Origin of the sequence: Haloplanus sp. HW8-1, from assembly GCF_023703795.1 — an archaeon.
GTDB lineage: Archaea > Halobacteriota > Halobacteria > Halobacteriales > Haloferacaceae > Haloplanus > Haloplanus pelagicus.
Genome location: NZ_CP098518.1, coordinates 1,167,021 through 1,180,948, shown reverse-complemented (window position 1 = coordinate 1,180,948; position 13,928 = coordinate 1,167,021). Strand labels below are relative to the sequence as shown.

At 58.5% G+C, this 13,928-nt stretch carries 16 protein-coding genes and 1 pseudogene; 12 read left to right on the top strand and 5 right to left on the bottom strand.

Annotation, left to right across the window (positions count from 1 at the left end; genetic code table 11):
• Position 1: 1 nt before the first annotated feature.
• The gene (locus NBT82_RS06320) at positions 2–487 is read right to left on the bottom strand and encodes a hypothetical protein (protein WP_251330707.1); all 486 of its coding nucleotides are present in this window, start codon (positions 485–487) and stop codon (positions 2–4) included.
• Positions 488–529: 42 nt separating this feature from the next.
• On the opposite strand from NBT82_RS06320, the gene NBT82_RS06315 reads away from it, so the two are divergent.
• The 6 genes from NBT82_RS06315 to NBT82_RS06290 all read left to right on the top strand — a co-directional run bounded on the left by NBT82_RS06315 (position 530) and on the right by NBT82_RS06290 (position 2,594).
• Positions 530–922, top strand: coding sequence for a tripartite tricarboxylate transporter permease (locus NBT82_RS06315; RefSeq protein WP_251330706.1), 393 nt, complete (start codon positions 530–532; stop codon positions 920–922).
• Between the two features lie 105 nt (positions 923–1,027).
• Positions 1,028–1,357: a MoaD-like domain-containing protein gene (locus tag NBT82_RS06310; RefSeq protein WP_251330705.1), complete on the top strand. Its 330-nt coding sequence runs from the start codon at positions 1,028–1,030 to the stop codon at positions 1,355–1,357.
• Positions 1,358–1,438: 81 nt separating this feature from the next.
• On the top strand, positions 1,439–1,618 hold the full coding sequence (locus NBT82_RS06305; RefSeq protein WP_157687919.1) for an HVO_2753 family zinc finger protein: 180 nt from the start codon (positions 1,439–1,441) through the stop codon (positions 1,616–1,618).
• A 2-nt stretch (positions 1,619–1,620) separates the two neighbouring features.
• Positions 1,621–1,887, top strand: a complete 267-nt coding sequence (locus tag NBT82_RS06300; RefSeq protein WP_251330704.1) for an elongation factor 1-beta — start codon at positions 1,621–1,623, stop codon at positions 1,885–1,887.
• Positions 1,888–1,939: 52 nt separating this feature from the next.
• Positions 1,940–2,230, top strand: a complete 291-nt coding sequence (locus tag NBT82_RS06295; protein ID WP_251330703.1) for a 50S ribosomal protein L21e — start codon at positions 1,940–1,942, stop codon at positions 2,228–2,230.
• A 7-nt stretch (positions 2,231–2,237) separates the two neighbouring features.
• Positions 2,238–2,594, top strand: a complete 357-nt coding sequence (locus tag NBT82_RS06290; RefSeq protein WP_251330702.1) for an RNA polymerase Rpb4 family protein — start codon at positions 2,238–2,240, stop codon at positions 2,592–2,594.
• A gap of 27 nt (positions 2,595–2,621) precedes the next feature.
• On the opposite strand, the gene NBT82_RS06285 is transcribed toward NBT82_RS06290, so the two are convergent.
• Entirely contained in the window at positions 2,622–3,197 is a 576-nt protein-coding gene (locus NBT82_RS06285) for a HalX domain-containing protein (RefSeq protein WP_251330701.1), read from the bottom strand.
• A 414-nt stretch (positions 3,198–3,611) separates the two neighbouring features.
• Positions 3,612–4,067: a ferritin-like domain-containing protein gene (locus NBT82_RS06280; protein ID WP_251330700.1), complete on the bottom strand. Its 456-nt coding sequence runs from the start codon at positions 4,065–4,067 to the stop codon at positions 3,612–3,614.
• 286 nt (positions 4,068–4,353) lie between these two features.
• On the opposite strand from NBT82_RS06280, the gene NBT82_RS06275 reads away from it, so the two are divergent.
• The 4 genes from NBT82_RS06275 to NBT82_RS06260 all read left to right on the top strand — a co-directional run bounded on the left by NBT82_RS06275 (position 4,354) and on the right by NBT82_RS06260 (position 9,151).
• Positions 4,354–5,685, top strand: coding sequence for a hemolysin family protein (locus tag NBT82_RS06275; protein WP_251330699.1), 1,332 nt, complete (start codon positions 4,354–4,356; stop codon positions 5,683–5,685).
• Between the two features lie 573 nt (positions 5,686–6,258).
• A complete protein-coding gene (locus tag NBT82_RS06270; protein ID WP_251330698.1) occupies positions 6,259–6,663 on the top strand; it encodes a helix-turn-helix domain-containing protein in 405 nt (134 codons plus the stop codon).
• A gap of 163 nt (positions 6,664–6,826) precedes the next feature.
• Entirely contained in the window at positions 6,827–7,186 is a 360-nt protein-coding gene (gene trxA / locus NBT82_RS06265; protein WP_251330697.1) for a thioredoxin, read from the top strand.
• 1,041 nt (positions 7,187–8,227) lie between these two features.
• Positions 8,228–9,151 (top strand): sulfite exporter TauE/SafE family protein, encoded by a 924-nt coding sequence (locus NBT82_RS06260; protein ID WP_251330696.1) that lies wholly within the window; start codon positions 8,228–8,230, stop codon positions 9,149–9,151.
• Between the two features lie 468 nt (positions 9,152–9,619).
• Here the strand turns inward: NBT82_RS06260 and NBT82_RS06255 are convergent, their stop codons facing one another.
• On the bottom strand, positions 9,620–11,167 hold the full coding sequence (locus tag NBT82_RS06255) for a bacterio-opsin activator domain-containing protein (protein WP_251330695.1): 1,548 nt from the start codon (positions 11,165–11,167) through the stop codon (positions 9,620–9,622).
• Here NBT82_RS06255 and NBT82_RS06250 point away from each other — a divergent pair.
• Both NBT82_RS06250 and NBT82_RS20170 read left to right on the top strand, forming a co-directional pair.
• Positions 11,129–11,404: a P-loop NTPase gene (locus tag NBT82_RS06250; RefSeq protein WP_251330694.1), complete on the top strand. Its 276-nt coding sequence runs from the start codon at positions 11,129–11,131 to the stop codon at positions 11,402–11,404. The genes NBT82_RS06255 and NBT82_RS06250 overlap by 39 nt on opposite strands.
• A 71-nt stretch (positions 11,405–11,475) precedes the next feature.
• Positions 11,476–11,717, top strand: a pseudogene (locus tag NBT82_RS20170) (DUF7342 family protein); the annotation flags it as partial.
• Between the two features lie 186 nt (positions 11,718–11,903).
• Here NBT82_RS20170 and NBT82_RS06240 read toward each other — a convergent pair.
• Complete coding sequence (locus NBT82_RS06240; RefSeq protein ID WP_251330692.1) at positions 11,904–13,832, bottom strand: archaea-specific SMC-related protein; 1,929 nt, start codon at positions 13,830–13,832, stop codon at positions 11,904–11,906.
• Positions 13,833–13,928: the final 96 nt, after the last annotated feature.

Below are 13,928 nucleotides of genomic sequence, written 5' to 3'. Positions count from 1 at the left end.
ACTACTCTTCCCTCCAATATTTGGGTTCATCTTCGTTAGGAATCATGTTCACAGCATTAGAATCACTAATCTGTGCAAGTGCAATAGAAGCCTCTTGTTTGCTCACACCAACCTGTTCAGCAATCTCTCGGGGGGTCACAGCCGTATGGAGAGACGTAGGTAACTCACCGTAGACGGCTGTGACAGTAGCGTCTGAGACGGCTGTGTTTGCCATGACAGTCGATTCTACAGACTCAACTACCTCGGTCAAGTCATCTACCTTGCCGTCGAGACGTGTTAGCACAGACTCTATATCTCCCAAAGAGCCTGAATCCCCCGCCGTAGTTTGCGACGAACCAGTTTCGTATGCGTCACTCAACTCGCGTGAGACGGCAAGTCGAATCAGGTGCGACAGGGAGTCGTATTCCTCAGAGTCGTCTACGGCTGATTCCCATTTCTCTTTCTGACTCCCATCCACTCTGAACGCTATTGTCGGTCGTTCAGCCATGGTACTGTCTATTCGTTCGACGTAGTTAGTTGTTTGCACTGTATGTACAGCCATAAACCGAACACCGTGTTCGCACTCTTCGCCCTCGTGGCGCTCGGGACCCCCCGGACTGGCGTGATGGTCGCGATGGAGCGGGCCGGCGTCACGGAGCCACTGTTTCCACTCGTCGCGACGACGGGGCTGGCTTCGGCAGTCGGCTTCGCGCTCGTCGTCTCCGTCGGCGACGCCTACCTGCGGACGGTCGGTCGCCTCGATTACACCCGCGTGTCGCTGGCGACGGGATGCCTGCTGGTCGGCCTCGCGTACCTCTTTGCCGGTGGCCTCGGCCTCGCAGTCTTCGCCCTCGCGGCGCTCGTCGGTCTCCTCCCGTCCGCCCTCGGCGTGCGCCGCGTTCACCTGATGGCGGTGCTAGCGCCCGCAATCGCCCTTCCGTGAGCGCGGCCGTGTGGCACGACTCCCACGCCGAGAGAATCGGCTGTCCTGTTTATTCCGTCACATGCCGTCCGTACACTTAGGTGAAGGCGCATGTCCACACGACAGATGACGCCGGCAGATCGGAAGCGGAAAGCGGCACTCGACGCCATTCCGCCGATCGAGCGGACCGAGGCGGACGGCCGCCTCCGCATCACCCGCGGCTTTCGGGGGCTCTCGCCCTCGCAGGCGATCGGCTATCTGGAGAATCTCGGTGGCGAACGGGTCGACGACCGGACCGTGGAGGGCCCAGACTGGCGGGCCACGCTGGACACCCGGACGATCCCCGTCGGGGCGTACCGGTTGACGGAGACGTCGATCACCTGGACCGGAGATGCGGACGCCGTCGAGGCGGTCGTCCTACGGTTCCGGATCAAGGCCTTCAGGGCGCCTGGGTGAGCCGTGAGGTCCGGCGGGACGTGAACGCAGGTCGAAACCCGAAAGACAACGATTAAAACCCGCGAGCGGGTTCGTCCCTGTATGAGTCAGACGGAAGGAAAGCAGGAGCGCCAATGTGTCTCCTGTGGCATCAACATCTCCGGGATGAGCGCGGCTTCGTTCAAATGCCCGGACTGCGGGCAGCAGATCTATCGCTGTGCGAAATGTCGCAAACAGAGCAACCTCTATGAGTGTCCCGACTGCGGGTTCAGGGGGCCGTAGGGATGGGCAAGGTCGCCGCCAAAATGAAGGTGATGCCCGAGAGCCCCGAGATCGACCTCGACGAACTCCAGGAGCGACTCGAAGCGTCGCTCCCGGAGGGCGCGAAGATCAACGGGTTCGAGCGCGACGAGGTCGCGTTCGGGCTCGTGGCGCTGCTCCCGACCGTGATCGTCCCCGACGACGCGGGCGGGACGGAGGCCGTCGAGGAGGCGTTCTCCGGCGTCGACGACGTCGAGAGCGTCTCCGTCGAGAACGTCGGCCGGATCTGAAGCGCGGAACGCACCATTTATAATCGCCACCATAGTAATCATCTTCACGACAATGCCGAGTTCAAACGGTCCGCTGAAAGGGACGCGCGGAAAGCTCTCGAACGATCCGCGGGACCGCGGCGCGTCCCCACCGCAGCGCGCGATTCAGGAGTACGACGTCGGTCAGAAAGTCCACCTCACGCTCGATCCCAGCGTCTCCGAGGGTCGGTTCCACCCCCGTTTCAACGGCCACACCGGGACCGTCGTCGGCACCCAGGGCCGGGCTTTCCAGATCGAGATCAACGACGGCGGCAAGGAGAAGACGATCATCGCGCGTCCGGCACACCTGAAGGCTCAGCAGTAGTCGCCCGATGACAATCTTCAAAGAGCAACTCGACGAGGAGTTCGTCACCGTCTCGGAGGTCAAAGAGCTCCTCGCCGAAGTCGAGGCGGAGCGGGCCGCCGACGTGGACCGCGAGATGCGGTACGAACTCGCACGCGCCATCGAGCACGCCAACACCTTCGCCATCCTCGACGGGGCAGAGTCCCGCAACCTCGTCGAGGAACTGCTCGAACTCGATCAGGTCGACGAGGTTGCTGCGTTCAAGATCGCGGACCTGCTCCCGATGGACCGGGACGAACTCCGCTCGGTGTTCGCCCACGGCCGCTACTCGCTCGACGGCGACGAACTCGACGAGATCCTGAACGTCGTCGCGAAGTACGCCTGAGCCGACCGGCCCTCGCTCGGCGTTCGACTACTCGTCGTCAGGGTGTTCGATCCCCGAAATCGCTTTCCCGAAGGCACCTGGGTCCATCTCGCCAACCGTCTCCGAGGCGCGCGCGTCGAGTTCCGCCGCCCGCTCCGTCAACGCCTCGTACTCTTCGCTCTCGGCGAGTTCCCCGCTCGGTTTCTCCGCCTCCAGCGCCGCCAGTTTCTCCGCGACGGCGAATCGTTCGCGCACCTGCTGGTCGTACGTCGAGAGGGTGAGCAGTCCGTCGACGGTCTCGCGGAGTTCCTCGTCACCGACCGGTTTGGTCAGGTAAGCGTCGAACCCCATCTCCGTGATGTCGAAGTCGGGATCGACGGCGGTTACCATCGCGACTCGAACGTCGATATCCCGATCCCGAATCTTCGCGAGTACCTCACGGCCTGATAGCCCCGGCATCCGACGGTCCAGCAGGACCACGTCGGCGTCGTCTACCTTCTCGAGTGCCTCCTGACCCCCGAACGCTTTGCGGACGTGGTAGTCCTCGGCAAACGCCAGCGCGTAGACGTCGACGACGTCCTTTTCGTCGTCGACGAGGAGAACGGTCGGCTTCGCTGATGGCATCGTCGTGACCATCGGACGCGTGACGGGTTAAACGGTTGGGTCGATCGCATCACTCTTCCGGTACGTCGTGGGGAGCGATCCGCTCCGAGGCGGAGGTGGTCGGCCGGAGACGAAGACGAACCGTCGTTCCGCCGTCCTCGCTCCATCTCCGCCGTACCGCTCCCCCGTCGGAATCGGTTACACAGCGCACGAACCAGAGACCGAGGCCGCTGCCGTGGGTGAGTTGTGTGATCTCCCGTTCGCCCGTGACGACCGCCCACTCGTAGTCCGGGATGCCGTCGCAGTCGTCGTGAAATCAAATCTCGTGTCGGTCGGCTCCGGACGCCACCTCGATTCGTAGCGTCGACGACGGATCGTCGTTGTGGCTGATGGCGTTCTCGATCAACTCCTGTCTCGGTTCTGTGCCGAGATGGCTCAGTCGTTTTGATATTCCTTTTCGAAGCCCCGGAATTCGGTTCGGTGGGCTTCCTCGTCGGCGAGGATCGTCACTGCGAGGTCTTCGGTGACCGGATCGTCGGCGTCCTCGGCAGCGTCAATAAGCGATCGATACGTCTCGATAGCGTCCTCTTCAGCGTCGAGAACGCCTCGGATAACAGAGAGGACGTCGGTCGAATCCTTGGGAGGTCGCAACGAGTCCTGTCGGGGGGTAAACTCCGCCGAACTAGGTGGTCGGGCATCCAACTGCTTGAGTCGGTTCCCGAGTTGCCCGGCGTGTGTCAGTTCCTCCTGAATGTCTTGCTGGAGACTCTGCTTGATCTCTTCGGCCCGGACGCCGTCCAAGACGATCGCGTTCGTCTGATAGTTCATCACGGTCTCCATCTCGTCGCCGTAGGCCTTCTGGAGCAGGTCGATGACACGGTCTGAGGTCATACGAGTGAAGTTGTTATCTAGGAGTCAATATACCCGTTGCCGATTCCCGCCTTCCTGAAACGCTCTGAAAGATCACGTAGTCCCGGATCGAGGTATCGCCGGGGCCGCAGAACCCTCAATAGGGGTGTTCAACAGGGCAGTCTCGGTGAGGATAGATATCGGACTGATTCGATACACATAACAGTCAGCTCGCTTTGGCGTTGTCTTAAATGATTTTAGTAGATGGAACGAGAGACTCGTGTATGGACACACGACAACCGAGTACCCCTAGCTTCCAGACCCACCGATGGTAAATGTCGCACTCTCGCTGGCCCAAGTCGTCCTTGCACTGGCTCTGGTGGTGTTGAACGGCTTTTTCGTCGCTGCAGAGTTCGCCTTCGTACGGATACGAGGGACATCGGTCGACCAACTTGTTGAAGAGGGGCGCCCCGGCGCGGGGACGCTCCAAGAAGTGATGGTGGGACTTGACGACTATCTCGCGACGACGCAACTCGGTATCACCATCGCCTCGCTCGGGTTGGGATGGGTCGGCGAACCAGCCGTGGCGGCGCTCATCGAACCCGTACTGGAACCGATTCTCCCGGAGGGTCTCATCCATCTCGTCGCGTTTGCAATCGGCTTCAGTGTCATCACGTTCCTCCACGTCGTCTTCGGTGAACTCGCACCGAAGACGCTCGCAATCGCCCAGACCGAGCGACTCTCCCTGTTCCTCGCCCCGCCGATGAAAGTCTTCTATTACCTCCTCTATCCGGGTATCGTCGTCTTTAACGGGGCTGCCAACGCATTCACGCGGGCGCTCGGTGTGCCCCCCGCTTCCGAAACGGATGAGACACTCGGCGAACGGGAGCTCCTCCGGGTACTGACTCGATCCAGTGAGCAAGGAGACATCGACGTTGCGGAAGTGACGATGATCGAACGGGTCTTCGATCTCGACGACATCGTGGTGCGGGAGGTCATGGTTCCACGACCGGACGTGGTGAGCGTTTCGGCGGACGCCGCGCTGTCCGACCTCCAGTCGATCATCCTCGAGGCTGGTCATACCCGCTATCCCGTTCTTGATGCCGACGACGGCGACCAAGTGATCGGATTCGTGGACGTCAAGGACGTGTTACGAGCCGAGGTGGAGCCCGGGGACGCCGAGGTAGTCGACGATATCGCCCGCGAGATCGTCATCGCTCCCGAGACGATGGCACTGAGCGATCTCCTGAAACAGTTCAGGGAAGATCAACAACAAATGGTCGCAGTTATCGACGAGTGGGGGGCATTTGAGGGGATCGCAACGGTCGAAGACGTCGTCGAGGCGCTCGTTGGAGACCTTCGGGATGAGTTCGATATGGACGAGCGGGAACCCTCGATTCGCCGGCGTGGCGACGAGGGGCACGACATCGACGGGGGCGTCTCGCTGTCGAAGATCAACGACAGGATCGAGGGGGATTTCACGAGTGAAGAGGTCGAAACGATCGGTGGACTGGTACTCGAGCAACTCAACCGTGCACCAGAGCGTGGCGATCACGTCGAGGTCGATGGGTACGTCGTCGAGGTGACGAGCGTTGAGGGGACCCGAATTTCGACGGTCTGGGTCCACGAACGTGGGGAGGGTGATTCAGTGGTGGACTGACACGATTGTGGGAGCGGGTCGGCGGTCCGGAGACCCTCGACCGGCAGAGGTATGGGATCGATGAAAGCGAATCTATCGACGACTCCGATACCAGATACCCGCGTCGTATCTTGCACAGCTACAGGAAAACAATCTGAACTTGTCATTTGATTGCTCGCAAGGACGCGGTTGAAACTCCACTCAGCCCGGCTGTGCTTCTCGGTCGCTGGCGTACACTGGGTGTGTCATGAGCACGAGAGCTCACGCCTGAAATCAGCTACGTACGCACTGGAGTTCGATAGCCACGAGCCATCTCGCAGAACCGCTACTCCCCACGTCCAACCGCGATGACGGAAACTGGAACAGAGCGGACGGGTCACACCGAAAGAACGGGCAGACTGCAAATCCTACCATCCCAACCCTCGGGGATCCCACGGCTGAAGGCGTGGGAAAGAGCCACCTTATCGATTCCAACGGATGGACGAGGAATGACTCGCGCGCCGTTCCCGTCCTGATACAGTTGGGACATCACGAACTTGTACAAACTGTACAAAAGTCTTTTAATAACTCAGTACCTACGTGAGGATGATAACAATGCCGGACTCGATGTCTGACCAACTCCGTCGAGATATGGAGTGTGAGGGACTGTTGGAGTGCTTCCACGGTCTCAAAGAACTCGACAAGAAATGCTTCAGGACACTCGTCGAGGCCGAAGAACCACTGACCGTCGACGAGATCGCCGATGCCGTTGAGCGGGAGCGTTCCACCGCTTACCGGGCCGTCCAGCGGCTACTGCAGACGGGCTTCATCGAGAAGAATCAGATCAACTACGACCAGGGCGGTTACTACCACGTCTACTCGCCGACGGATCCGTCACAGATCGCAGACGACATGCAGCGGATGCTCAACGACTGGTACGCGAAGATGGGCCAACTCATCCAGGAGTTCGAGGACAAATACGAACAGTCCGAAGCCTCGGCTCCAACCGTCGAAGGATAGCGCTGCATCTTTTTTACGTAGTCTCCCGATTTACCAGTGGAGAACTGAGTTTTAATCCGAAGAGGTCGAGAACCCATCGGTGTCCTCGCCCGCTCGTCGAGGTTTGTAGTATTGTATATGAGTCCCAAAACTCTTAATTAGCGCTGGCGCCTATAAGCTAGTGATGGCAACTGATACTGCATCCACGGACGGAAGCGATACTACGGACGAACCCATCCACATCGATGGAGGCACCCAACTCGACGATGTCGTCGCCGAACACGATGTCGTCCTCACGGACTTTTATGCCGACTGGTGTGGGCCGTGCCAGATGCTCGAACCGGTCGTTGAAACGATCGCCGCAGAGACCGACGCCGCTGTCGTGAAGGTTGACGTCGACGCCAACCAGCAGCTCGCTGGAGCCTACGGTGTTCGGGGCGTCCCGACCCTGATTCTGTTTGCCGGCGGCGAGCAGGTCGAAGAAATCGTCGGGGTGCAGGGCGAAGATCAACTGCGCTCTCTGATCGAGAGGTACACCGAGTAACTGACCGATGAGACGCGAAATCTTGTCATCCCGGCTCGGGGATAGCTGACCTCCCGGTAGCGATCTACGCCGGACGAGCCGATTTCGACCCCTTCTCTCTTGCGGGCGACCGGCCGGGCGGTCGCCCCACGCTGACGATCGATGTCGCGGTCCGTCTCGGGCCCCCGACGGCGTCGGCGGCATGGACCTCGTCCAACGCGGGAAAGAGCAGGCCGAGCAGTTCGGTGCGTAGTTCCGACACGGCCGCATCGAGGACGCAGTTCCAGACGGCCAGGTCCGCGAGCTCTCCACGTCGACCGGCGACACGATTTACACATGGGCGTCGATCGTCGCCGAAAACGAGCACGAACTGCTTGGCAACGGGCTGTCGACGTGTGCAGCCTGTGACGGTGCGTTCCACCGCGGCGACGACGTTCCCATCGTCGGTGGAGACAGCGCAATGGAAAAGCGTTCTTTCCCAAAGTTCGCCGAATCAGTGTCGTCAACCGCGGCGGGGAACCGTGTGCGTCCGAGGTTATGGCACCCGGCGGGCGATCACGTTCACCGGCACTGGAGTATGGACGCCACGGCGCCAAAGAGTTGCTTGAGACGTGTCAGGATTCAGGCGAATCGACCGTTACTGCGACATCCCGTCCGGCGGAGCCGCTTCCTGTTTTGAGTACTGTCAGTCTATTAGAGAAACTTTCACACAGCTACGAAACGACCCGAACAGGCTGGAAGACCATCTGTGTACCCACTGATCTTGGTGGAATCTGTGGTAAGTGGCGCCCAAGACTTAGAGCGCGAGTTCAATGGCCCCCATCACGACGAAATAGCGTGTTACTGTCGTTGAGATGCGAGTGGTTCGTATTTTGCCGCTATCTATGATTCCTATCTCTCCCGTATCGTGACGAATATCCGGCCCAAATAGCCTGTACCCGTTCTTTTCCCGTTCGTTGGTGTCTGTGGTTTGGTCGGTTATCACCGGCGAAGAAAGGGCAAAGAGTGCGGGAGTATCACCTGTCTTTGCAGATCAGAGTCGCACAAGCGTTTTGATCCGATATGAGTTCATCCCACTCCCACCTCAACGCAGTACAGTTCCTCAAGAATTTGCGGAATCTCCGGTATCGCGAAGTGGTGATGATGGTGGCGACCCTCGCGGTCGTCGCCGGATCAGTCGTCTTTTTCCCCGGCGTGGAGAACATCGCGAAAGGCGTTCAGTCGGACGTCTCCGTTAACCTCCTCGCCCTGTTCGTCGTCGTCGCGGTCCTTGCGGGGGCGGTCAAGGGTATGATCGGGTTTGGATATGCTCTGATCACTACCCCAATTTTCGCGTCGGTGATCGACCCGACGCTCGCGGTGGTCGTCCTCGCGATCCCACCGTGGATGATCAACATGTTCCAGATCGGCGAGACTGACACCGGACTCGAGTTCGTTCGCGAGGAATGGGTGTTATTGGCCCTCGCGACGGTTGGATCGGTCCTCGGTGTGTTCTTTCTCGCACAGTTCCGGACGGGCCCCATCGTTCCGTTCCTCATCGCGCTCATTATCCTCGGGTACGTGGTCTTTCAGGTCGTGGAGAACTTCGTGACCATCGAGGAGGCGCATCATCCGATCGGCCTCAGCGTCGCTGGCTTCCTCGAGGGGTTCCTGCTGGCTGCCGCCAATCTCGGCCCGTTGCTGCCGGCCTACTTCCACACCTTTGAACGGGATGTCGAGCGGTATATCGGCGGGCTTTCCATGGTGCTTGGGACAATCTTCACGGTGCGGATTCTCCAGATGGTGTTTTTTACGGAGCTCATGACGACCTATCGCCTCTGGCTCGGATCGGTCATCGCGGTCGTGACGATCGTCGGGCTCTTACTCGGGACGTACCTGCGACGACTGGAGGTCGATCAGGAGAAGTTCAACCGGTTTGTCGTCGGGCTGCTGTTCCTCATTTCCCTCAATATCTTCCGGAAAACGATCCCGACGCTCTTCTTCTAATCGCGATCGCTCAGGGTTTCAGATACGCACAGCCGTCAGCCCGTAACCGAGACAGTTCGCCCACTCCCGAAGACACGAGTTCGACGCCATCGGTGAACTCGACCGCAGTAACACTTGTCCTGTTCGATCGGTGATTTGTTCGCGCTTCGGTGAGTTTTCGAGTGGGAGGTTGGGGCCGCCACTATTCGCGACGAGTGTGACCGCTTCTGGATACCTCGTCGTCGGGGTGAGTAACAACGGCCCCGACGACACGCTCTAGGAGCTTTGGATCGTCGGTCGAACGGTGAAAGACCACCGGATACACCGTATTATAGCCGCGGCAGCGAAAATGGATTCATCCGGAGAGCAGCGGATGTTTACATCGACTGCGTCTGAGATTCCCGGTATCCGTCTCCCACCCTAGTTCCAGGATGATGGCTCACTATAGCACGCCCGCGAGCATGAACCAGAGAAGCGGAGTTCGTTCAACTAAGTGGCTACTGTCTCGTCGAACAGTGCTTCGAAGAGTTTCTTTTCCGCTGCCCGAAGGTGCTGGGTGAACGTCGTCTGTGAGATGTCCATCATCGACGCGACTTCCTCCCCGCTGTGCTCACGTGGCCAATCGAAGAACCCTGAAAAGTACGCGGTTCGGGCTGCCTCCCGTTGTCGCTCCGTCAACGCAGCTGTCAGCTGTTTTCGGAAGGCGGCTTCAGTCTGTACGTCCCGCTCGTGCTCTCGCTGTGCGACCAGCGTCAGCCCGTCGTAGGTCGTCCGAAGCGCGTCGACGACGCTTCGAATGTCGTTCGAACTGGCTACCCTTGCGACCAGTCGTCCGGTGGTTCCAGTAATCGACAACGACTCGATGCTTGCCCCGTACTGCGCTAACGTCGTGACGATCGACCGTTCGTCGACCGATAGCCGGAAAAGCGCCCGGTTTTCGTACGTGTAGACGTGCTGTACGGTATCGATGAAGTCGGCGTCGGCCGCGTACTCGACGACGGCTTCCGGCTCGGAGTCGGTGACGGTAACGTACTGGATCTGATTCTCGTTGCCGTCGTCGACGACGTGTTCGACTGTGACCGTACGATCGAGCCGTGCTGCCATCTTTGCCAGCGGCTCGTCGACTCCTGTTAACCGGAACTCCAATTTGGTTACGCTGTCTGATATGAGTGTTTGCTTGCTTTCGACAGCACTGATGGCGTCTGCGATCGTTTGACCGAGTTCGATGAATACATCCCGTTCGATCAGGTCAAACGCGTCCGAGTTGCTAGTGACTACACCGAGGACGCCATACTCCGCATCGTGGTAGGCAAGCGGAACTACGACACACCGTTTTTTGTCGACAGTCTGCGATCGGTCATCCTCGACGTCGGCAAACACGGGGTCTTGTTCCCCCAGTGCCTGCTCGACCGGTGTCGGATCGGCGGTAGACAGTGCTTCGATATGATCTTCGAGCGATCCGAGGTCGCTGCCAGCCCACGAGTGCGGGCTAACAGTACCGCTGACGAGTCCTTGACGACCGACCCAAGCCACATCGAAGAGCTCCGACGAGGCGAACTGTTCACAGACGGCGTCCTCGATCTCGTCGCGTGTCGACGCAGCGACGAGTTCGCGGTTGATATCGCGGAGCACTTCGTTCGTATTGTTCAGCACCGTTAAGCGCTCGTTCTGGTCCTCGATGCGTATTTCGCGTTCCTTTCGTTCGGTGATGTCACGCTCGATCGCGACGTAGCGATTCGCGTCTCCGTCCTCGGTGATCGGAGCGATCGTAGCGTCTATCCACAGTAGCTCCCCTGATTTCCGGCGATTCGCCAGTTCACCTTCCCAGATCGACCCTGACGTGATTTGTTCCCAGAGCTCTGCATAAAAGTCGTCGCCGTGTTTCCCCGATTGCCAGAGTCGGGGATTCTCTCCCAGTACCTCGTCTCGCTCGTACCCAGTGACCGACTCGACGGCCGGGTTTGCGTACTCGATAGTCCCGTCGGGGTCGGTGAGAACATGAGCGGCTTTGTCTGCCCTAATTGCGGAGACGCTCACGAAATCTTCGGCGAGGATGGTGGCCGAACTCTGGCCGACACGGTCGATGTCCCATACCTCGGATCGCTTCCGCTGGATCCGGCGATCCGTGTGGGCGCCGACGCCGGCGAGCCGATCGTTCGTCAGGACGACGCGAAGACCGCAGAAGCATTCCGAGACCTAGCGGCGACGGTTGCAAACAAAGTTGGTGTGCTGCGACGCCACCACCACCAGACTACTACTGACGATGGTGCATAACGGTTCGCTGGTGGGGTCGACTGTGAGCCAAGTTAACTTATAGCTATCTGAGAAACACTGTGTCAGGCATCACTGACCCAGAAATTCAGGATCTCGTCGAGCAGGGTCAGCTGCGCCGTGTCGAGGCCGGCGAGACGACGCTCTCCCGACCGGCCGACACGCGACTGCCCTTCGGCGAAATCCGCACGCTCATCGATCACTTTCGGGCGCGAGACAGGGAAGATCACCGACTCATCAAGCACGCACTGGTGCTCTACTCGGATATTGAAGCCGCTCGCGAACGGATATCGACACGGTTGGCCGCGCTACGAGCTACTTTTTTCGACACGCATATGACATTCTCGACGGTCGTCATCGATATACACGGGGGACCAAAGTGCCTGAGCGACACCTAAATCGTCGTTACGACGACCCCTCACCCACTTTGGACGACAGAACCTGACCCAGTTCAGTTTAATTCGCTCGTCTGCCCGGGGCAGAGTGGGTGATCGGAGGACAATCAGCTAAGTTGCTCCGTAGCGTCGATCCGGTGATATGAATTCTGAAACGCCGCAGCGTCTTCCTCGAGGAGTGCGACGACAAGAAATTCACTGTGAGTCCTGATACAATCGACAAGCTCCCTAATTCGGTCAGCATCGATGGCCTCTAACGAATCCAGTAGGAGTATCGGCACCTCTTCTTGTATATCGTGAGACAAGTAGCCAGTCAGGGCGACCACGATTCCCACTACTTCTCGTTCACTTTCGCTGAGATGATCGATGGAATCCTCATACACCGTCCCCGATTCGTCTTCCCGGACGATATGGAGATCAAACGTGGTGTCATTCCCCTTCGAACGTCGTTCCAGCCACACCCGTGCAATGTTCTCGTACTCGAGTCGATCGATGATCGCCTCTATCTGCTGATTGAACGTCTCAACCGTCGTCCGTTCGATCCTTTCGATCCGTGACCGGAGAGCTTTCAACTCATCCGTCAGATCGTTCCGACGAGCCTCAAGATCCTCGTACTTTCCGAGTTGGTACTCAATCTCGCTTATGTCCTCGTTGACCTCTTGGAGCGCTTGTTCACGTTGCCCTCGTTCGTACTCGAGTTCACTCACTTCTTCATACAGGTTGAGCTCTTCGTTGCTGTCCTCAGTTTGCGCCGCCTCTAGCTCGGATTGTTTCTCCGTTAGCTTTTCACGGAGTGATTCGGCTTTATCGACCAGTTCTGTGATTATCTCTGTTCGCTGTTCGAGTCCCTCTCGGATCTCGCGCTCGCGGTCGGTCAATTCTTGATGACGATCGATTCCCTGTTCGATCTTGTTTCGCTGGGATTCCAACTCATCGAGCTGAGTACGGACCTGCCGACGTTCTGCTCGTTTTTTATCGGCGAGTTGCTCGATTGCATCGAGTTGGTCCATAATTGCGTGGCGCTTGACCTGACTTCCACACGTCCAACACTCTATCGACTGGCTTGCCGGATCCAGGTCACTCACCGTATCATCGGGCGCCAACTCCGATACGACCGTCTCGTCTCCGGCCAATACGTCACGGGTTTGCTTGGCGATCGTAGATAGCTCGTTGACCGTCGATGAGAGTGTGGTTTCTCGCTCTTGGAGGCGATCCACATCCTGTGTGATCTCTTCGAGTTCTCCCTTACGCAGTTCCAGTTCCGCGAGTTCTTCGCGAATCTGCTCCAAATCCGATTGTAATTCCTCCCGGATACTTCGCTGGGTTTCGAGTTCCGATTCGGTCTTTTTGAGTTCCGTCTGTGTCTTCTCAAACTCGCGCCGGATCGACTCGATTTCGTCCGACTCCGTCTCCACCGATTCTACGTTCCCGGTCTCGTCACGCAACTCGTCGAGCTTCGATTCGATTTCCGCAATCTCCTCTCGGAGATCAGTCCGGCGATTCTCCAATTTGGGGAGACGGTTCCGCTCCCTGTCGATCGAATTCAACCGTTCGTCGATTCGTTTCCGCTCCGATTTGAGGGATGAAATTTCCGCTTCGAGTTCGTCGGTGTCGACAGGGGCCAGAAGCAAGTCTGTGAGATCCGCTCCGGAACGGACTGCGCGCCGAATCGGATTATCTTCGAGCAGAGAGACGAATAGATCAACCACATCCTCGATTTCAGTATACGGGTTGCCAGTCGTGTGAATTCCACCTGCCGTGCGTTCATACCGACGCGTGTATTCCTGGTCGTCGATCGTGATTCCGACATGCCCACTATCGGCCCCACGTCGTAGTACGCCAGCCGAACCGCCCAACCCGCCAATAAACGCTCTGAGGAGAGAAGTCCTGTTGGTTGCGTTCGGGCCGGTAAGTAGTGTCACACCCGGTTCGAACGTCACCTGCTTCTCGCGAATACCGCCAATGTTTCGAACGGAGAGCGAAAGTTTCCCAGCAGCGAGTGAGTCGTTTGCTCTCGGGTTCGTAGGTTCGCTCATTCGGTCATCGTATATCTGAACGTTCGTGGCTTAAAAAAACTGATTCGAACAACTCGAAATCGTGTATCGCTCCGTTGATCGCAACCGATATTATCG